This window comes from Agrobacterium sp. 10T429, from assembly GCF_056393925.1.
The window spans coordinates 368,443-388,252 of the sequence record NZ_JBFTGV010000003.1; the positions used below are offsets into that span (position 1 = coordinate 368,443).

A 19,810-nucleotide genomic window follows, 5' to 3' on the forward strand; every position below is an offset into this window, starting at 1 on the left:
GCAAATCGAGTTCTATCCACCACCTTTCGCCGGAGGGCGATCGGGGAGCCGGAGGAGAACCTATGCGCCTTGTAAAAACCGTCGCCGAGTTGCGCGGTCTGACCGCCAAGTTTCGTCGCGATGGCAAGACCGTCGGCTTCGTGCCGACCATGGGTTTTTTGCATATCGGCCATCTGACGCTGGTTGCCAGGGCGAAAGCGGAGAACGACGTGACGGTGGTCTCGATCTTCGTCAATCCGCTGCAATTTGGAGCCAATGAGGATCTTGCCCGTTACCCCCGCGATCTCGCCCGCGATAGCGCGCTGCTGGAAGAGGCAGGTGTCGACATTCTTTTCGCACCCGAGGTTACGGAGATGTATCCGCGCCCGATGCAGACCGTGGTGGATGTGCCGGAACTGGGAAGCCAGTTGGAAGGTGCGGTACGGCCGGGGCATTTTGCCGGGGTTACGACTGTTGTCACTAAGCTTTTTAATCTCGTGCAGCCGGGTGCCGCCTATTTCGGTGAAAAGGACTACCAGCAGGTAACGCTGATCCGGCGCATGGTGGACGATCTCGCCCAGCCAGTCCGCGTCGTTCCCGTCGCCACCGTACGTGAGGCGGATGGGCTCGCCTGCTCCTCGCGCAATGTCTACCTGAGCCTTGAAGAGCGTGCCGCCGCCGTAATTGTGCCGCGCGCGCTTGATGAGGCCGAGCGGCTGTACGATGAGGGCTGCGACGACCCGGCCACTTTAGAAGCGGCGATAGAAAAATTCATCGCCAAGGAGAAGCTGGCGTTGCCCGAAGTCGTGGCGGTGCGCGATCCCGACACGCTGGCCCCCGTGGTTTCGCTGCAGGCGGGGCCTGTGCTGGTGGCACTGTTCGTGCGGGTCGGCAACACCCGCCTTCTCGACAACCGCGTCATCGGACGTGATAAAACCGGCAAACAGGAGGCTGCACGATGAGCACGCACGCGAAACAGAAGCGGCTGACGACAGCCTCCATCAAGCAAATGAAAGGCGGTGCGCGCATCGTCTGCCTCACCGCCTATACGACGCCGATTGCCCGCCTGCTCGATCCGCATTGCGACCTGCTGCTGGTTGGCGATTCAGTCGGCATGGTACTTTATGGCATGGACACGACGGTCGGCGTCACCCTGGATATGATGATCGCCCACGGCCGCGCCGTCATGCGTGGTGTGGAACACGCCTGCGTCATCGTCGATCTCCCCTTCGGGACCTATCAGGAATCAAAGGAACAGGCGTTCCGCAACGCAGTGCGACTGATGCAGGAAACCGGCTGTGATGGCGTGAAGCTGGAAGGCGGTGAGGAAATGGCCGAAACCATCGCCTTTCTCGTGGCGCGCGGCATTCCGGTGTTCGGCCATGTCGGGCTGATGCCGCAGCTGGTCCACACCGCCGGAGGTTTTCGCTCTCTTGGGCATTCAGATGCGGAAACGCAGAAAATCTGGCGCGATGCGATTGCGGTCGATCAGGCCGGTGCTTTCGCCATTGTCGTGGAAGGTACCGTCGAGCCGCTTGCGCGCGAATTGACCGAAAAACTCTCCGTCCCGACTGTCGGCATCGGCGCATCACCGGCCTGCGATGGGCAGGTGCTGGTTTCCGACGACATGCTCGGTCTCTTCACCGATTTCAAACCGAAATTCGTCAAACGTTTCGCCGATCTGGGTGCGACCGTTTCACAGGCAGCGGCAGGTTATGCCGAAGAGGTGCGCTCCGGTGCGTTTCCGGGGCCGGAGCATACGTTTCAGGTCCGCAGGCAATCGCCTTCCGGGGAGTGAGGGAACGGCGCAGAGGAGTTGGTGAGGTGGTGACGGACACCTTCACCTTCGTCACGCTCGGGCTTGTCCCGAGCATCTGCTACCTATCTATTTTGTGAAATGTCGGCAGATCCTCGGCACAAGGCCGAGGATGACGTCGCGTTTGCGGCAAGGTTTGTAAGTAGGCTCGGCTTCTCCGCCTGTCCCCTCAAACCCCAACCCCTAAACAATCCCGCCGCTGCCGCCGACCGAAGCCGGGCGTTCCGCCGCAACCCGTTTGCGATAACCACTCGCCCGGTAGGTGGCAACAGGATCGATCGCGCCGCCCGCCAACTGCCTTGCTTTAGCGAGAACCGGCTCGACATCGGTGCGATAGGCCCGTTTCAGCGTATCGGAGGCCATCAACGCATCGTTGTCTTGCTGGTAGCCATCCAAAGCCGCGCGATCCACCAGCAGCGCCTGCGCATAGGCGCGGCGGATTTCGTTGGCACTGGAAATCAGGCTTTCGATTGGGTCGGTCACATTGTGCGACTGGTCGATCATATGGGCGGGATGGAAGCCCTTCACGCCACGATGTTCGGCATCTACCAGCTCGTTGAAGACGAGGAACAGGCGGTAAGGCTCGATGGAGCCGGCATCCAGATCGTCATCGCCATATTTCGAATCGTTGAAGTGGAAGCCACCGAGCTTGCCGAACTGGATGAGCCGGGAGACGATCATCTCGATATTGGTGTTCGGCGCATGGTGACCGAGATCAACGAGGCAGAACGCCTTTTCACCGAGCGTATTGGCGATGAGGTAGTTGGTGCCCCAATCCTGCACGACGGTGGAATAGAAAGCAGGCTCGAACATCTTGTGTTCGGAAAAGATGCGCCAGTCATCCGGCAGCGCCTTGTAGATATCGGCCATGGCCGCGAGATAGCGCTCGAAACTTCTGGTGAAATTGCTCTGGCCGGGGAAGTTGGAACCATCGCCCACCCACACCGTCAGCGCCTTGGAACCAATGGCTTTACCGATCTCGATACATTCGATGTTGTGCTCCACGGCTTGGCCCCGCGTTGCGGCATCGGTGTGGCTGAGCGAACCGTATTTGTAGGAATGGCTCTGATCCGGTGCATCCGAGAAGGTATTGGAATTCATGGCGTCGAAGCCGAGACCTAGCGTGTCGGCATGGTCCTTCAAACGCTTCGGGTCCTGCTTGTCCCACGGAATATGCAGGGAGACATTCGGGGTCGCCCGTGTCAGCTGGTTGATGACGGCGCAATCATCCAGCTTGTCAAAAATGCCGCGGGGCTCACCTTCGCCCGGAAAGCGGGCGAAACGGGTGCCGCCGGTGCCGACACCCCAGGATGGAACAGCGACGAAAAATTCCGCGACCTTGGCGGTGACAGCATCGATATCGATGTTGCGGCGCGCAAGCTGGTTGCCCAGCGCATCGTAGTCGTCCTTCAGCGCGGCGGCGCGCTTGTCGTTTTCGGCCGCGATCACATCGGCGGCGATTTTGGTGTCGGTCATCTCTTCCTCCCCGGAATCGGTCCAGTGCATGCTCGATCATCGCCCCCTCCGTCATTCCGGCATTCAGCCGGGATGACGGATGTGAGACGTGCCGAAATTCCTACCGCGTAAAGCTCTGCGCATTGCCGGCATCGACATTGATGATATTGCCGGTTGATTTGGCCGACGCGTCGGACGCCAGGAAGTAGATCGCTTCGGCGATGTCTTCCGGGAATACATTGAGCTTCAGCATCGAGCGCTTGCGGTAATGTTCCTCCAGATCGGTCACCTCGATCTTGGACGAGGCCGCGCGCTGCTCGCGCCACTCGCCGTTCCAGATCTTCGAACCGCGCAGAACGGCATCGGGATTGACGGTGTTGACGCGAATGCCGGCTTCTGCCCCTTCCAGAGCAAGGCAACGGGCAAGATGGATTTCCGCCGCCTTGGCCGTGCAATAGGCAGAAGCATTGGGCGAAGAGGCAAGACCGTTTTTAGAGGCGACGAACACCACGTTGCCGCCGAGATTTTGACGCCTGAGTAGCCGGAATGCTTCTCGCGACACGAGGAAATAACCCGTCGCGAGAATATCGATATTCTTGTTCCACATGGCAAGCGTCGTGTCTTCCACCGGTGCAGAAGAGGCGATGCCGGCATTGGAGACGAGAATATCCACGCCACCAAATTCCACGCTCGCTTCCGCAAAGGCGGAAATGACCGCGTCTTCCTGCGTCACATCCAGCTTGACGCTGCGCACCGCATCAGCACTGTAGCGCTTCGCGAAATCGCCCTTGGCCGCTTCCAGCGCCGCCTCGTCAATATCGGCGAGAACAACGCAGGCGCCCTCCGCTGCCAGCCTTTCCGCCGTCGCCCGGCCGATGCCGCCGGCGCCACCGGTGACAAAGGCCACGCGTCCGGCAAGGCTTTTCGGCTTCGGCATGCGCTGCAGCTTTGCCTCTTCCAGCAGCCAATATTCGATATCGAAGGCTTCCTGTTCGGGTAGGCCCTGATATTCGGACACGGTGGAAGCGCCGCGCATGACGTTGATGGCGTTGACGTAAAATTCACCGGCGATACGGGCGGTCGCCTTGTCCTTGGCGAAGGACAGCATGCCGACACCGGGGATCAGGAAAATCACCGGGTTCGGGTCGCGCATATCAGGCGAATTATCATGGCGGCACGCCTCATAATATCTGACGTAGTCGGCGCGGTAGGCCTCCAGCGCCTTGTCGAGAGCGGCTGTCAGCGCATCCACATCGGGATTTGCCGTATCGAGATCGAGGATCAGCGGGCGTATTTTCGTGCGCAGGAAATGATCCGGGCAGGAGGTGCCGAGATTTCCGAGCGGCTTCAGATCCTTCGAATTGACGAACTCCAGAACCGCGTCCTGATCATCGAAATGGCCGAGCTTGCGCTCCTCGCGGCCGATCCGACCACGGATTTCCGGCATCAACCGCGCAGCAATCGCGCGGCGTTCGGCAAGTGGCAGGCTCCTGGCAACGGCACCGCCGAAAATCGTCCTGCCTTCGGTCTTTGCCGCAAACCATTCGATCGCCTTGTTGATGATGGCGAGCGTCAGTTCGTAACATGTCTTGGCGTCGTTATCCCAGGTGAACAGACCGTGGCTTTCCAGCACAACGCCCTTGGCCTCGGGGTTGGCTTTTACGAAAGCCTCGAGATCGAGACCCAGTTGGAAACCGGGACGGCGCCAGGGAAGCCAGCCGATGTCATCGCCAAAGATCTGCTGCGTCAGTTCTTTCGAATTTTTGGAGGCGGCAATCGCGATGATCGCATCCGGATGCATATGATCGACATGATCAAAAGGCACGAAGCCGTGCAGCGGCGTATCGATGGAGGCGGCGCGTGGGTTGAGGTTGAAAGTGCAATGCGGCAGGAAGCCGACCATGCGGTCCTCATCCTCGACACCCTTGTAAATGCCCTTTAGCGCTTCCAGCTTGTCGAGATAAAGCGTCGCAAAACCATCGAGCTTGATGGTACCGACATCGCCGCCGGACCCTTTAACCCACATGACGCGGACTTTCTCGCCCGTCAGCGGATCGGTTTCGAGCACCTTCGCGGATGTGTTTCCGCCGCCGTAATTGGTGATGCGCTTGTCGGCGCCAAGCAGATTGGAGCGATAAAGCAGCTTGCCAGGCTCATCGAGCGTTTTGGCATAGGCATCGTCCCAACGGCTTTCGAGAAGGCGGGATTTTCCCGTCATGTCTTCCTCCCAAGTCAAGTCTGCATTCGCGGGTGCCGATATCGGCCCGCCTCCGTTGACGGCAGATATCGCGCATACAAAAGCATAATGTCAATCAAAAACGATCATAAATTTTCATGTTGCAGCGCGATATTGATTAATTTGATCGTTCTTGATTGACAACTTAAAGAGATTGCGAATAATCACAATCAGGAGGACCACATGCACGAACGCGAACGCCATCGCATCATCTTGAGCGCCACACAGGAAAAAGCTGTCGTGACGGTGCAGGATATTGCCGAACTGACGGATGCGTCGGAAGCAACGATCCGCCGGGATATCGCGTCCCTGCATGTTCAGGGAAAGTTACGACGCGTGCGTGGCGGTGCCGAAGCGGTGCATCCACCGCAGTTGGGCAATCTGGCCGCGCGACCGTTCCGCGTGTCCGAATCGGTCAACATCGACAAGAAACGCGCAATTGCGCGCAAGGCGGTTGATCTCTGTAATGATGGTGATGCGATCATCCTGAATGGTGGCACGACCACATTCCAGATGGTGCACTACATGGCGGCGCGACGGCTGCAGGTGATGACCAATTCCTTCGCGATTGCGGAGCATCTGGTCAAACATTCCAAATGCAATGTCAGCGTGCCTGGTGGCGCGATCTATCGCGATCAAAGCCTCATCCTGTCGCCCTTCGAAAACGATGCCATCCGCAATTTTTACGCAAGGCGAATTTTTCTCGGCGCGCAGGGCATCGGCGCACTCGGCATCATGGAATCGGACGCGCTGGTGATCCAGAGCGAGCAGAAGCTGATGCGGCAGGCGGAAGAGCTGATCGTGATGGTCGATTCCTCGAAATTCAAAAAACGATCCAGCCTGATTTTATGCCCACTCGAAAACGTCTCGACCATCATCACCGATGACGGGATTTCGGATGAGGCGGCGCGGATGGTTGAAAATGCCGGCGTCGAATTGCTGATCGCCGGCGCAGCGGGGGATAGCAAGATAGCCAACCCGCCTGATGAGGAGGATTCCTCTTCGGTCGCTTGAGGAAGCACCGAAGAGAGGAACAGGTTCAAAAACGGGAGGAAAAGGAACATGAAACTTACACGCAGAACATTGACGAGCGTCCTGGCACTTAGCGCGGCGCTTTCCGTCGCGGGTCTTGGCGGCGTTGCCCAGGCAGCCGATGTGAAGATCGCGCTGGTGGTCAAATCACTTGGCAACGGCTTTTTCGAAGCCGCCAACAAGGGCGCGCAGGAGGCTGCAAAAGACCTCGGTGGCGTCGAGATCATCTATACGGGCCCGACCAGCACCACCGCGGAAGGCCAGATCGAGGTCATCAATTCGCTGATCGCGCAGGGCGTGGATGCCATCGCCATTTCCGCCAATGACCCGGACGCCGTAGTTCCGGCGCTGAAAAAGGCGGCGCAGCGCGGCATCAAGGTCATCTCCTGGGATTCCGGCGTGGCACCTGAAGGCCGCATTCTGCAGCTCAACCCCTCGTCCAACGCGCTGATCGGCAAGATGTGCCTGCAGCTTGCCGCATCGCACCTGGAAGGCGGCAAGGGCGATTTCGCCATCCTTTCTGCCACCACCACCTCCACGAACCAGAATATCTGGATCGATGAGATGAAGAAGCAGTTGAAGGACTTCCCCGGCCTCAACCTCGTTACCACCGTTTATGGTGACGACCTTGCCGACAAGAGCTACCGCGAAGCACAGGGCCTGCTTTCCTCCCATCCTGATGTAAAGGTCATCGTCGCACCGACGACGGTTGGCGTTCTTGCGGCCTCTCAGGCCGTGAAGGATGCGGGCAAGATCGGCAAGGTCTTTGTGACGGGCCTTGGCCTGCCCTCGGAGATGGCTGGCGCCATCAAATCAGGCGCAACCAAGGAATTCGCCATCTGGAACCCGATCGACCTCGGTTATTCCGCCACCCAGATTGCCTACCGCCTTGTGAAGGGTGAAGCAGACGGCAAGCCGGGCTCGGAAATCGAAGCCGGCCGCATGGGCAAGATCAAGGTTGGCGAAAATAGCGAAGCGGCCATGGCCGATCCCTTCATTTATGACGCCAAAAACATCGATCAGTTCTCGAAGATTTTCTGATCTGAATAATTTCCGGCAGTGCGAAGGCTACCCCCCTTTGTCCTGCCGGACATCTCCCCTCAAGGGGGGAGATCGATATGCCGCACCCGCTCGTTCCATAGGCAGGGTGTATCCGCTTGCCGATCTCCCCCCCTTGTGGGGGAGATGCCCGGCAGGGCAGAGGGGGGTGCCTCTCGCCGCTTCACTCAAAACCAACCGGTAAGACGGAATGATGCGTGCTGAAACCAAAATCTTAGACGTTACCGAGACTTCCAGCGCGACGCCCATTCTGGAAATGCGCGGCATCAGCCAGATATTCCCCGGCGTGAAGGCGCTGGATGGCGTCGATATCGCGCTTTATCCCGGCAAGGTCACGGCGCTGATCGGCGAGAACGGTGCTGGAAAATCCACGCTCGTCAAAATTCTCACCGGAATCTACCGCCCGAATGAAGGGGAAATCCTTCTCGATGGCCGGCCCGTCACCTTTAACGGCGCACAGGATGCCATCGATGCCGGCGTGACCGCCATTCATCAGGAAACCGTGCTGTTCGACGAGCTTTCCGTGGGCGAAAACATCTTCCTCGGTCATGCGCCCAAAGGCCGTTTCGGCCTCATTGACTGGAAGACCATCAATGCGCGCGCCGGGGTCCTGCTTGAACAGCTCGAAAGCACCATCGATCCGTCCATTCGGCTGAAGGACCTTTCCATCGCGCAGCGCCACCTCGTGGCAATCGCCAGAGCGCTTTCCGTCGAGGCACGTATCGTCATCATGGACGAACCGACAGCCGCCCTTTCCCGCAAGGAAATCGATGATCTGTTCCGCATCGTTGAAAACCTGAAGCGGCAGGGCAAGGCCATCCTGTTCATCAGCCACAAGTTCGATGAAGTATATGAAATCGCTGAAAATTACGCCGTATTCCGGGACGGAAAGATGGTCGGCGCGGGTAATCTCGCCGCCACCACGCAGGACGAGATCGTGCGCCTGATGGTTGGCCGCGACGTCACGAACGCCTTTCCGAAACAGGAGGTCACACTCGGCCCGACGGTTCTTTCGGTGCAAAATTATTCACACCAGACGGAATTTCGCGATATTTCTCTCGATCTGCGCAAAGGCGAAATTCTTGGCCTTTATGGGCTGATCGGCGCCGGGCGGTCGGAACTGTGCCAGTCGCTTTTCGGCATCACGCGCCCAGCCTCAGGACAGATTACCCTCAACGGCGAACCGCTCGTCATCCGTTCGCCGGAGGATGCGATCCGCGCCGGGATCGTTTATGTGCCGGAAGAGCGTGGACGGCATGGGCTGGCGCTGGACATGCCGATCTACCAGAACATGTCGCTCCCCTCTCTTGCCCGCACCTCTCGCAAGGGCTTTCTCGCCGCCGCAAACGAATTTGCTCTGGCGCGCAAATATGCCTCACGCCTCGACCTGCGCGCCGCCGCCCTGTCCGTGCCCGTCGGCACGCTTTCCGGCGGCAACCAGCAGAAGGTGGTGATCGGCAAATGGCTCGCCACGCAGCCGAAAGTCATTATTCTCGATGAACCCACCAAGGGCATCGATATCGGCTCCAAGGCCGCCGTGCACGGCTTCATCAGCGAGCTGGCGGCCGAAGGTCTCTCCATCATCATGATTTCATCTGAACTTCCCGAAATTCTCGGCATGTCCGACCGCGCCATCGTCATGCGCGAAGGCCTGATGGCAGGTCAGTTCGAACGCGCCGATTTTTCTCCGGAAAAGCTGGTGCGCGCCGCCACCGGCAACGCCTGAGAGGGGCAAAACCATGCAACGTTTTCTCAAAAATCGCGAATGGCTGCTGGCGGGCATCATCGTCATCATGATCGCAGGCTTTGCGCTGCGAGCGCCCGGTTTCGGTAAGCCGGCCAATCTCGTCAATATCTTCAACGATACCTCCATCCTCATCATCCTGGCGCTTGGCCAGATGGCGGTCATTCTCACCAAATCCATCGATCTTTCGGTTGCCGCCAACCTCGCCTTCACCGGCATGGCAGTGGCGATGACCAATGCCGCCTTCCCGGGAATTCCACTGCCGCTTCTCATCGCCATGGCGGTCGGCATCGGCGCGTTTCTGGGATCGATCAACGGCATTCTCGTCTGGTGGCTCGGCATTCCGCCCATCGTCGTCACGCTCGGCACGCTCACCATCTATCGCGGCATGGCCTTCGTGCTGTCGGGCGGCGGCTGGGTGAATGCGCACCAGCTTTCGCCGACCTTCCTCAACGTGCCGCGCACCATGATCCTCGGCATGCCGGTTCTGTCCTGGGTCGCCATCCTCATCATCGCCGGTGCCTGGCTGGTGCTCAGCCGGACTTCTTTCGGCCGCTCCGCCTACGCTTCCGGCGGTAATCCGGGCGCTGCGGTCTATGCCGGCATCGATGTCGGCCGCACGCGCTTTCTGGCTTTCGTTCTGTCGGGTGCACTGGCAGGACTTGCCAGCTATCTCTGGGTGTCGCGTTATGCCGTTGCCTATGTGGATATCGCCGCCGGTTTCGAACTCGATAGCGTGGCGGCAAATGTGATTGGCGGCATCTCCATTGCCGGCGGCATTGGCTCGGTGGCAGGCGCTGTGCTCGGCGCACTGTTTCTCGGCGTCATCAAGAACGCCCTGCCCGTCATCGGCATTTCTCCCTTCGCGCAAATGGCGATTTCCGGCGTGGTTATCGTGCTCGCCGTCGTCTTCAACGCCCGCGCCGAAGCTCGAAAAGGGCGCTTCATCCTGCGCGACCGGGCGGCAAGCGATCAGGCCAAGGAGGCCGCAGCATGAGTACGAATTCTCAACCGGCGCAGAAGCCGCGCATCATTCCAGACAAGCTTGGCACGCCGTTGCGCCGTCTCCTGGCAAGCTGGGAAGTGCTGCTGCTCGGCGTCGCGATCCTCATCTTCATCGCCAATTCGTTTGCCTCGCCCTATTTTCTCAATGCCTGGAACCTGTCCGACGCGACGTTCAACTTCACCGAAAAGGCGATCATCGCCTTTGCGATGGCGCTTCTGATCATCGCTGGCGAGATTGATCTCTCAGTCGCCGCCATCATCGCTCTCGCCTCCACCGCAATGGGTGCGGCGGCGCAGATGGGTGTCGGCACGCCGGGGCTCGTCGCCATCGGCATCGGAACCGGGCTACTCTGCGGGGCGTTCAACGGCTTTCTCGTCGCTGGCCTCAAACTGCCATCCATCGTCGTCACCATCGGTACGATGAGCCTGTTTCGCGGTATTTCCTATATGGTGCTGGGTGATCAGGCCTATGGCAAATATCCGGCGGATTTCGCCTATTTCGGTCAGGGTTACGTGTACTCGGTCATCTCCTTCGAATTCGTACTGTTCCTCGCCATGGCCGTCATCTTCGCCATTCTGCTGCACGCCACCAATTTCGGCCGGCAGGTCTACGTGATCGGCAACAATCCGTTTGCCGCCCGTTTTTCCGGTATTCCCGTCGAGCGGGTCAAATTCATCCTCTTCCTTTTGACCGGCCTGATGAGCGGCATCGCCGCCGTCTGCCTCACCTCGCGGCTCGGTTCCACCCGTCCCTCGATTGCTCAAGGCTGGGAGCTTGAAGTCGTGACCATGGTGGTGCTCGGCGGCGTGTCCATTCTCGGCGGCTCCGGCACCATTGCAGGTGTCGTCATCGCTGCCTTCGTCATGGGCCTCGTCACCTTCGGCCTCGGTCTTCTGAACGTGCCTGGCATCGTCATGTCGATCTTCGTCGGCCTGCTTTTGATCATCACCATCGCCATACCCATCGTTGTGCGCCGCCTTCGCGCCATCAGAGGCTAAGCCATGCCGGAATTAGAAAAACACGCTTTCAAGATGAAACTCTTCGCCGGCAAGCAAGCCGAATATAGACGGCGCCATGACGAGATATGGCCGGAACTGGTTGCTCTACTGCATGAAGCGGGTGTGAGCGACTATTCAATCCACCTCGACCCGAAAACCGACATCCTGTTCGGCGTGCTGACCCGCCCGAAGAACCACGGCATGGCAGCATTGCCCGAGCATCCCGTGATGAAGAAATGGTGGGCGCATATGGCTGACATCATGGAAAGCAACCCCGATAATTCGCCTGTCGCGACTGACCTTGTGACGGTGTTCCACCTGCCATGAATGACATGACAAAGCCACGCCGCGTCGCGGTCATCGATATAGGCAAGACCAATGCCAAGGTCGTTGTCATCGACACCCGAAACGGCGAAGAGATAACCGGTGACAGACGTTCCAACCCTGTCCTTCGTGACGGCATTTATCCGCATTACGATGTGGAGATGCTCTGGAGCTTCATTCTCGCCTCTCTGCGGCGGTTCGCGGAAGAGCCGGGTTTCGACGCGATTTCCATCACGACCCATGGCGCGTCTGCCGCACTTCTTGACGAAAACGGCGATCTTGCCATGCCTGTGCTGGATTACGAGCACAGCTACCCCGCAAGCGTTGCGGAAGCCTATCTCCGCATCAGGCCGGATTTTGCTGAAACCGGCTCGCCCTCGCTTCCAGCCGGATTGAACCTTGGCGCACAAATCCATTTCCAGAAAACCGCCTTTCCGCAGGAATTCGCTGGGGTGCGCAGCATCGTCACCTACGCGCAATATTGGGCGGGGCGGCTGACCGGCGTTCAGGCCACCGAGACGACCTCGCTCGGTTGCCATACGGATTTGTGGAATCCGCGGCTGAAGGCGTTTTCATCGCTGGTCGAGCGCTTGGGCATTGCGCACTTGATGGCACCGGTGCGCTCCGCCTTCGATGTACTCGGGCCAGTCCGCGAATCGGTGGCGCTGGAAACCGGGCTTTCGGCGGATATATCGGTCTATTGCGGCATCCACGATTCCAACGCCTCGCTACTGCCGCATCTGCTGCGGCGGCAGGGTGATTTTTCGGTCGTCTCCACCGGCACCTGGGTGGTGAATTTCGCCATCGGCGGTACGGCGGAGACGCTGGATCCCGCCCGTGATACGCTTTTGAATGTCGATGCCCTCGGGCGTCCCGTTCCCTCCTCCCGCTTCATGGGCGGCAGGGAATATGAAACGCTGACGCAACAATTCGGGCCTGCTCCGGACGAAGAAACCAAAGCCGCTCTCGGCGGCGTGCTCACAAGAGGCATGATGCTGTTGCCCAGCGTCGTCAGCGGTTCCGGCCCCTTCCCCGGCAAAACAGCGCGCTGGATTGCCGACGACAATGCCACGGTTGCTGAACGGCACGCGGCAGCGGCGCTTTATCTCGCCCTGATGACGGAGTTCAGTCTATCGCTCATCGGGCAGAAAGGCCCGATACTGGTCGAAGGGCCATTCGCCAGCAATGCGCTTTATCTCAAGGCGCTGGCAGGTGTTGCCGAAACTGAGGTCATCGCCGTCAGCGGTTCCACAGGCACCAGTGCCGGGGCAGCACTCCTCACCGGTATCAAACCACTTGCCGGCCGCGAGCGTCATTTCGCTCCCGATGCCATTGCAGGGCTTCCCGCCTATCGCAGCGAATGGCAGGCCCGTCTGGCTTGACGCAAGACGACAAAATGCGGCCGGGTATCCAGCCGCATTCCGTTTTGCAAAAGGATCAAGCCTTGATGAAGGCCAAGAGATCGGCGTTGAGCACGTCTGCATTGATGGTCAGCATGCCGTGCGAGAAGCCGGGATAGGTCTTCAGCGTACCGTTTTTCAGGAGCTTCACCGATTTCAGCGCAGAGTCCGCAATCGGCACGATCTGGTCATCTTCACCGTGCAGCACGAGTGTGGGCACGCTGATGGCCTTCAGGTCTTCGGTCTGGTCGGTTTCCGAGAATGCCTTGATGCCATCGTAATGCGCCTTGGCACTGCCCATCATACCCTGCCGCCACCAGTTCTGGATCACGCCTTCCTGAACGGTCGCTCCATTGCGGTTGAAGCCGTAGAACGGGCCGGAGGGCACATCGCGGAAGAACTGCGCGCGGTTTGCGGCAAGTGCTGAACGGAAGCCATCAAAAACCTCCATCGGAAGGCCCTCGGGGTTGGCCTCGGTCTTGAGCATCAGCGGCGGCACGGCGGAAACCAGAACGGCCTTCGCGACGCGGCCTGCGGGTTCACCGTGTCTGGCAACATAACGCGCCACTTCGCCACCGCCGGTGGAATGGCCGATATGCACGGCATTTTTCAGGTCCAGCGTTTCTGCAACGGCAAAGGCGTCTGCGGCATAATGGTCCATATCGTGACCTTCGGAAACCTGCGCGGAGCGACCGTGACCACGGCGATCATGGGCGACGACACGATACCCTTTCGAGAGGAAAAACAGCATCTGTCCATCCCAGTCGTCGGAGCTGAGTGGCCAGCCGTGGTGAAACACGATGGGCTGAGCATCCTTCGGGCCCCAGTCCTTGTAGAAGATGTCCGTTCCATCTGTCGTCTTAACAAAGCCCATGATCGTTTCTCCTTCGGTTGCGTTGGCATCTTCCGGTGCGATCTATGTTGTGCGCCGGTTTGATGGAGGGATGATGACGCAGGAAAATATCCGCAACAATTGCAACAATAATTCTGAATGAATTGCTGATCTGGCAATAATGGCCGTGCCGCCCGTTGTCTTACGCCCGGGTACCGGCGCTAAACGGCACCGCGACCGAAAAGTTGCGACAGAAGACGCAAACGGATTGAAATAACCAACCGGATAAGTTGCGGTTTAAATTGTAATCAACGGCGCACGGGCGCGGTCGCGACTGCACACCGCCGGAAACGAAACTCGCTAAGTTATTCGAACTCTCAATCCACGTCGGGATCGTATTCCCTCGGGCTGTCGTCCTTGGAAAACAACACGCAAGGGCCGCGTGAACCGCGCGGATCATAGGCGTATCCCTTGGCGGTCAGTGCCTGCATGATGTCGCGAACACCTTCGAGGCCATAAAGGTGATCGTGCAGCTCGACGAATATCCGCTCCACGCCAGCAAGCTCGGCATTGCCGAGCAGATCGCGTTCCGCGCCCTCGATATCCATCACGAGCGCCGTGATGCCCCGGCTGGCGACAAACGCATCGATATTCTCGGACGAGATTTCGATGCGCCTTTCATAAGGACCCTGATTTTCGTCCATGGACGACATCCAGAGATCCTTGCGGACATAGAAGGGATAGGTACGCGGCTGGTCGGCCGTGAGAAGTCCTTGGGAAAACACGACATTGCCACGGCAATTTGCCTTGATCACCCGTTCCGCCAGTGCCGCTGTGGACGGATTGGCCTCGAATGCCCAAACGGAAACATCCTGAATACCGGCAATGATCGAGGTTATGATGCCGATGCCGGACCCCAGTTCCAATACGCGATCGCCGGGCTTGATGGCTTTCAGGACGCTGCGGGCCTCTTTCGCCTCATAGCTGCCGTCGGTCAGCGCCTGCCATATGACGGGCGATACCTCATCGGAAGAAAGAGGCAGGGCTACGCCATGCACATCCAGAATTTCCATATTTCCCAAGCCCTTTCTCAAAACCCGGTCTCGTCAACAGAACGATCCCGCATAGACCGCGAATGCTCTACAGTATCGGTGCGACAAACGGTATTGGTTTTCGCCGTCAACGATGTATCCCACTGAAATTTAACATGGCTTGCCCTGTTCGAAAGCAAACCCGTTCAAACAGAACTCCAGGCCACAAGCTCCTTGGCCGGCAACGGCCTGCTGATCAGATAGCCCTGTACCAGATCGCATCCCAGACGTTTGACCAGCTCATATTGCTCCTCCGTCTCGATGCCTTCGGCGATGGTGGTCATTCTAAGGCTGCGCCCGACGCCGACCACGAATTCGACGATCGCCAGCGCGTCGCGGTCGCTGGTGATATCGCGCAGGAATGACCGGTCGATCTTGATCTTGTCGAACGGCACGCCGCGCAAATTCGCAAGCGAGGAGTAACCGGTGCCGAAATCGTCCATGGCGATCTGGATGCCGACGGCCTTCAGCCGCGTTAGCGTGTTGATCGTCTGGTCGCTCTTGTTCAGCAGGATCGATTCGGTGATCTCAAGCTCGAGCCGGCTCGGCTCCAGCCCGCTTTTATCAAGGGCACCCATCACGTTCTGAATGAGGTTGGTACTGTGGAACTGAACCGGCGAGAGATTGACCGCCACCTTCATGTCCTCATCCCATCGCATCGCCTCGCGGCAGGCAGTCTCCATCACCCATTTTCCGAGCGAATGGATAAGGCCGGTTCGTTCCGCAACGGGAATGAACACGCTGGGCGGAACATCGCCGCGCACTGGATGTTTCCAGCGCAAAAGTGCCTCGAAGCCACAAAGCTTGCGGGTCTGCGTCGCCACCTGCGGCTGGTAATAGACCTCCATCTCGTCGTTCTGCAGCGCAGTCTGCAGATCAGCCTCGAAGGATTTCTTTTCGGTCAGCTGCTTTTGCATGCGGACTTTGAAAACACTCGCCCGGCCAGGGCCGATGGCCTTGGCTTCATAAAGCGCCAGATCCGCGCGCTTGAACAATTCATCCGCATCGACGGTACCATGCGATATGGCGATGCCGATGCAGGTGCCGATTTTCACCTCCTGCTCGCCGAGCTGGTAGGTCCGGCTGATCTGCTCGATAAGCTTGGAGGCGAGACGGCGCGCCGTGTCCTCATTGAGATCATCTGACACGACAGCGAATTCATCGCCGCCAAGGCGGCAAACCATGTCGTAATCACCGCCGATCCCCGAAAGGCGCTGTGCCACGGCCTGAAGCAAGGCGTCGCCCGAATCGTGGCCAAGCGTGTCGTTGACGTCCTTGAACCCATCGAGATCAAGCAGAAGAATGGCCGTCGTTCCATTGCCGCCGAAAGAGCGGCGCAACCGCTCGATAAGTTCCTGCCGGAACAGCGAGCGGTTCGGAAGGCCCGTCAGCGCATCATGATAGGCATCATGCTCCAGCCGGACATTCTTGGCCTGCAATTCAAGCGTGGCGGCGCGCAGGTCGTCCGTCAGCCCGCGCATGCTTTTCTGCGCGCGGTTCAACAGATCGTTCTGGCGAAGCAGCAATATCACCAGCGCGATGCCGCACAGGATCAATCCGCCCGCAAGCGCGGTGTAGACGATATGCAGCTTGCGCACGTCCTCATGGGCCGTATCGATCAGATTGACGTCATAGGCGACCGACGACGAAGCCAGCGTCGTCATCGGCGCATCGAGCGAGCTCATCTCGGAGAGCAGATCCGGAACATCCCTTGGCTCCAAGGTGTTCATCTGCTGTTCCAGGCGGGCCAGAACCGCGTCAAGGCGGGTTACGAGATCCCGCCATTGCTGTTTTTCATTGATGAAAGCGCCGAGGTTACCCTGCTTCAAGAGCTCCAGGCGGCTTAGCATGATGTCCATGCGCAGCTGCAATTCGTCCCGGTCTATGACACCGGGACTGAGCGCAAAAACGGCCAATTTGTTCTGAAGGCGGAGATACTCCGCCACGGTCTGACTGACCGCCCACGAATCGTTATAGCGGGCAAATTTCTGCAGAGCGGTCTGACGCTCGGCAATGACGAAAGCGATATAGCCCGTTGCCAGGACGAAGCAACAGATGATCACCGCCACAAGTTTTCGCAAACGGCACCTTTATTCCACTATCAATTTGGCAACTTGCCATGCGGACCGCGAATAATAGGTCTGCTTCTGCAATTCCGGGTCGCTATCATAGGGATAGATGACAAACAGCGGACCCTTTTCGCGAACTGTCATGTAGTTGCCATCCAGCTTGATCGCGAGGATAACGTTAAATTTCTTAAAATCCTCAACCGGTATGGTGCTCACATAATCGTTGAGTGCAACTGCCGTTACGCTGGTGCCTTTTGCACCGACGAGATCCATCAACTTTGCCAGTGACACGCCGTCAAAACGAACGCGGCCATCGTGCCAGGGCGTCGTGGTCTCCACCGTCACCATGCCCAATCCCTCCAGCATGTCGCGATCGAATACCGCAGCGCCATCGGCATTGGTGTTGGTGATGTTTCCGGAGATGGTCAATATCGGCTTGCCTTGCGGCTTGGCGATCGTCCCGGCCTCGGCACAGGAAAGCCACATGAGCGACAGAAACGCACTGAGAAGTACCCGGGCGAAACTCATACTCTTTCTCCATCTAGCGTTCAGGTCGAGGGGTTTTCGCCAACCTCTGAGGGTCAAGGGAACCGACGCTCGCAATATATATCAGGAATGAGTGTTATATCCTTAGTGAGATTTTATCCGTATTTTCTCTAGGTTTTGAGTAAACCGTTTGGATAATTTTTCCGTCTTATTGTACTTTTTTACACTTCACGCCCTGTTATGACGCAAGCAACACTACAAGTTACGTCTTCGTATCAATCCGTCTGGTGCGACAAAGGCCAAATTGCGGCATATGCGTGATTGCTTAACAACAGCAACACATGATTCGCGCGTATCGGACAAGACCAATGCGCGTTCGGCATCCGCCTGCCTGTCAGGCAGGAAAGCCGAGAGACAAGTTTCGCATCACAGAAAAATCATGGCGATTGCCAGAGCGAACGGTTGAAACATACCGTACGCAACTTAATATAAGAGCTGTCATTTCCGTTTCCGGCATTTTCAGCTTCCTCTTGCCGGAAATGCCCAGACGCCCGTTCCGCGCAGCGCAAGCGGCGATACCGGATATAGTCCGGTCAGGAAAATTCTGTTCACGTCTCCGGGCTGGACGGCACCCTGCCGTATCGGCCGCATCATGAAGGTAGTCCCTATGCACACCTATCCCGACATCAAACTTCTCATTGATGGCGAATGGCGAGACGCCGTTTCCGGCAAGACGATCGCCGTATCCGACCCTGCGACCGACGAAATCATCGGCGCGATCGCTCATGCCGAAAAGGCGGACCTCGATCTGGCACTTGCCGCCGCCGAGCGTGGCTTCAAGGTCTGGCGCGACACCTCGCCCTTCGAGCGTTCCAAGATCATGCGCAGGGCAGCCGATATCCTGCGCGAGCGCAAGGACAAGATCGCCTATATAATGACCCGCGAGCAGGGCAAGCCGCTGTCGCAATCGGCAACCGAAATCATGGGCGCCGCCGATACCATCGACTGGTTCGCCGAAGAAGCACGTCGCACCTACGGCCAGGTCATCCCGGCGCGCGCAACCGGCGTTTCCCAGCTTGCCATCAAGCTGCCGGTTGGTCCCGTCGCGGCGTTTACGCCATGGAACTTCCCGATCAACCAGATCGTCCGCAAGCTTTCGGCTGCCCTTGCCACGGGCTGCTCCATCATCGTCAAGGCCCCGGAAGAAACACCGGCATCGCCGGCGGAACTGATCCGAGCGTTTGTGGATGCGGGCGTGCCGGCGGGTGTCATCGGTCTCGTTTACGGCGTGCCATCCGAGATTTCGGAATATCTGATCCCGCATCCGGTCATCCGCAAGATTTCCTTCACCGGCTCCACGCCGATCGGCAAACATCTGGCAGCGCTTGCCGGCAAGCACATGAAGCGCGCCACGATGGAACTCGGCGGTCATGCGCCAGTGATGATCTTTGACGATGCCGATATCGAAAAAGCGATCGAGGTGACCTCGCTTGCCAAGTTCCGCAATGCCGGTCAGGTCTGCGTCGCTCCCACCCGCTTCCTCGTGCAGGACGGTGTGGCGGATCGCTTCCTTGAAGGTTTCGTGGAAGCCACGAAGGCGATCAAGGTCGGCAACGGCCTGGAAGAAGGTGTCGTCATGGGGCCGCTCGCCAATGAGCGCCGCATCCCAGCGCTGGAAGGCCTGATCAACGACGCCGTTTCCCATGGCGCGGAACTGAAGACCGGTGGCCGCCGCATCGGCAACAAGGGCAACTTCTTCGAGCCCACGGTGCTCGCCAACGTGCCAGTGACAGCCAAGATCATGAACGACGAGCCCTTCGGTCCCGTCGCCATCATCAACCGCTTCTCGACGTTCGATGATGCCATCAACGAAGCGAACCGCCTGCCTTTTGGCCTCGCATCCTACGCCTTTACCAGCTCGGTCAAGACAGCGCATGCGCTCGGCCACCAGGTCGAGGCGGGCATGCTGACCATCAACCACAACGGCCTTGCGCTTCCCGAAGTCCCCTTCGGCGGCGTCAAGGATTCCGGTTATGGCACGGAGGGCGGTTCGGAGGCGGTTCAGGCCTATCTGGAGACGAAATTCGTCAGCCAGATGAGCTGAAGCTTTGGATGCAAGCTCAGGGCGGATGACAATATCCGCCCTGAACCTGAATTTGGCGAACCCGGAATCTCCACGCATCGTCACTCCGGACTAGATCCGGGGTCCAGCGCGGTCAAGTCACTGATCGCAAAAGACTATTCGCCGCGCAGGCGCCCAGTGGCCGGATTCCGGATGCCGGA

The 19,810-nt window shown here is 58.7% G+C and carries 16 protein-coding genes; 10 read left to right on the top strand and 6 right to left on the bottom strand.

The window, feature by feature from the left end:
* Positions 1-62 precede the first annotated feature (62 nt).
* Both panC and panB read left to right on the top strand, forming a co-directional pair.
* Complete coding sequence (gene panC, locus AC1DCP_RS11000; protein ID WP_065687824.1) at positions 63-941, top strand: pantoate--beta-alanine ligase; 879 nt, start codon at positions 63-65, stop codon at positions 939-941.
* Positions 938-1,777: a 3-methyl-2-oxobutanoate hydroxymethyltransferase gene (panB, locus tag AC1DCP_RS11005; protein WP_065687825.1), complete on the top strand. Its 840-nt coding sequence runs from the start codon at positions 938-940 to the stop codon at positions 1,775-1,777. The genes panC and panB overlap by 4 nt, the downstream gene beginning before the upstream one ends.
* Positions 1,778-1,978: 201 nt before the next feature.
* On the opposite strand, the gene rhaI is transcribed toward panB, so the two are convergent.
* Positions 1,979-3,271: an L-rhamnose catabolism isomerase gene (rhaI, locus tag AC1DCP_RS11010; protein WP_003511194.1), complete on the bottom strand. Its 1,293-nt coding sequence runs from the start codon at positions 3,269-3,271 to the stop codon at positions 1,979-1,981.
* Between the two features lie 100 nt (positions 3,272-3,371).
* Positions 3,372-5,468 (bottom strand): bifunctional rhamnulose-1-phosphate aldolase/short-chain dehydrogenase, encoded by a 2,097-nt coding sequence (locus AC1DCP_RS11015; RefSeq protein ID WP_174060020.1) that lies wholly within the window; start codon positions 5,466-5,468, stop codon positions 3,372-3,374.
* Positions 5,469-5,669: 201 nt separating this feature from the next.
* Here AC1DCP_RS11015 and AC1DCP_RS11020 point away from each other — a divergent pair, with 201 nt between their 5' ends.
* From AC1DCP_RS11020 to AC1DCP_RS11050, 7 genes are all read left to right on the top strand, one after another.
* Positions 5,670-6,500: a DeoR/GlpR family DNA-binding transcription regulator gene (locus AC1DCP_RS11020; protein WP_112959514.1), complete on the top strand. Its 831-nt coding sequence runs from the start codon at positions 5,670-5,672 to the stop codon at positions 6,498-6,500.
* A 48-nt stretch (positions 6,501-6,548) separates the two neighbouring features.
* Positions 6,549-7,559: a rhamnose ABC transporter substrate-binding protein gene (gene rhaS / locus AC1DCP_RS11025; protein WP_003511200.1), complete on the top strand. Its 1,011-nt coding sequence runs from the start codon at positions 6,549-6,551 to the stop codon at positions 7,557-7,559.
* A 208-nt stretch (positions 7,560-7,767) separates the two neighbouring features.
* Positions 7,768-9,303, top strand: coding sequence for a sugar ABC transporter ATP-binding protein (locus AC1DCP_RS11030; protein WP_476774263.1), 1,536 nt, complete (start codon positions 7,768-7,770; stop codon positions 9,301-9,303).
* A gap of 13 nt (positions 9,304-9,316) precedes the next feature.
* Positions 9,317-10,318, top strand: coding sequence for an ABC transporter permease (locus AC1DCP_RS11035; protein ID WP_065687828.1), 1,002 nt, complete (start codon positions 9,317-9,319; stop codon positions 10,316-10,318).
* Positions 10,315-11,325: an ABC transporter permease gene (locus tag AC1DCP_RS11040; RefSeq protein WP_142851170.1), complete on the top strand. Its 1,011-nt coding sequence runs from the start codon at positions 10,315-10,317 to the stop codon at positions 11,323-11,325. Before AC1DCP_RS11035 ends, AC1DCP_RS11040 begins: the two co-directional genes overlap by 4 nt.
* 3 nt (positions 11,326-11,328) lie before the next feature.
* Positions 11,329-11,652 (top strand): L-rhamnose mutarotase, encoded by a 324-nt coding sequence (rhaM, locus tag AC1DCP_RS11045; protein WP_065687829.1) that lies wholly within the window; start codon positions 11,329-11,331, stop codon positions 11,650-11,652.
* Complete coding sequence (locus AC1DCP_RS11050; protein ID WP_065687830.1) at positions 11,649-13,031, top strand: FGGY-family carbohydrate kinase; 1,383 nt, start codon at positions 11,649-11,651, stop codon at positions 13,029-13,031. Before rhaM ends, AC1DCP_RS11050 begins: the two co-directional genes overlap by 4 nt.
* A 55-nt stretch (positions 13,032-13,086) precedes the next feature.
* On the opposite strand, the gene AC1DCP_RS11055 is transcribed toward AC1DCP_RS11050, so the two are convergent.
* The 4 genes from AC1DCP_RS11055 to AC1DCP_RS11070 form a co-directional block, all read right to left on the bottom strand.
* Entirely contained in the window at positions 13,087-13,923 is an 837-nt protein-coding gene (locus tag AC1DCP_RS11055) for an alpha/beta fold hydrolase (protein WP_112674739.1), read from the bottom strand.
* Between the two features lie 335 nt (positions 13,924-14,258).
* Positions 14,259-14,954, bottom strand: a complete 696-nt coding sequence (locus AC1DCP_RS11060) for an FkbM family methyltransferase (RefSeq protein WP_065687832.1) — start codon at positions 14,952-14,954, stop codon at positions 14,259-14,261.
* A gap of 164 nt (positions 14,955-15,118) precedes the next feature.
* Positions 15,119-17,053 carry a putative bifunctional diguanylate cyclase/phosphodiesterase gene (locus AC1DCP_RS11065; RefSeq protein WP_003511211.1) on the bottom strand — a complete coding sequence of 645 codons (1,935 nt, stop codon included), beginning with the start codon at positions 17,051-17,053 and terminating at the stop codon, positions 15,119-15,121.
* A 9-nt stretch (positions 17,054-17,062) separates the two neighbouring features.
* Positions 17,063-17,569 (bottom strand): putative pterin-binding protein, encoded by a 507-nt coding sequence (locus AC1DCP_RS11070; RefSeq protein ID WP_003511212.1) that lies wholly within the window; start codon positions 17,567-17,569, stop codon positions 17,063-17,065.
* 625 nt (positions 17,570-18,194) lie between these two features.
* Between AC1DCP_RS11070 and AC1DCP_RS11075 the strand changes: the two genes are divergently transcribed.
* On the top strand, positions 18,195-19,631 hold the full coding sequence (locus tag AC1DCP_RS11075) for an NAD-dependent succinate-semialdehyde dehydrogenase (protein ID WP_003511213.1): 1,437 nt from the start codon (positions 18,195-18,197) through the stop codon (positions 19,629-19,631).
* The last annotated feature ends 179 nt before the right edge of the window (positions 19,632-19,810 follow it).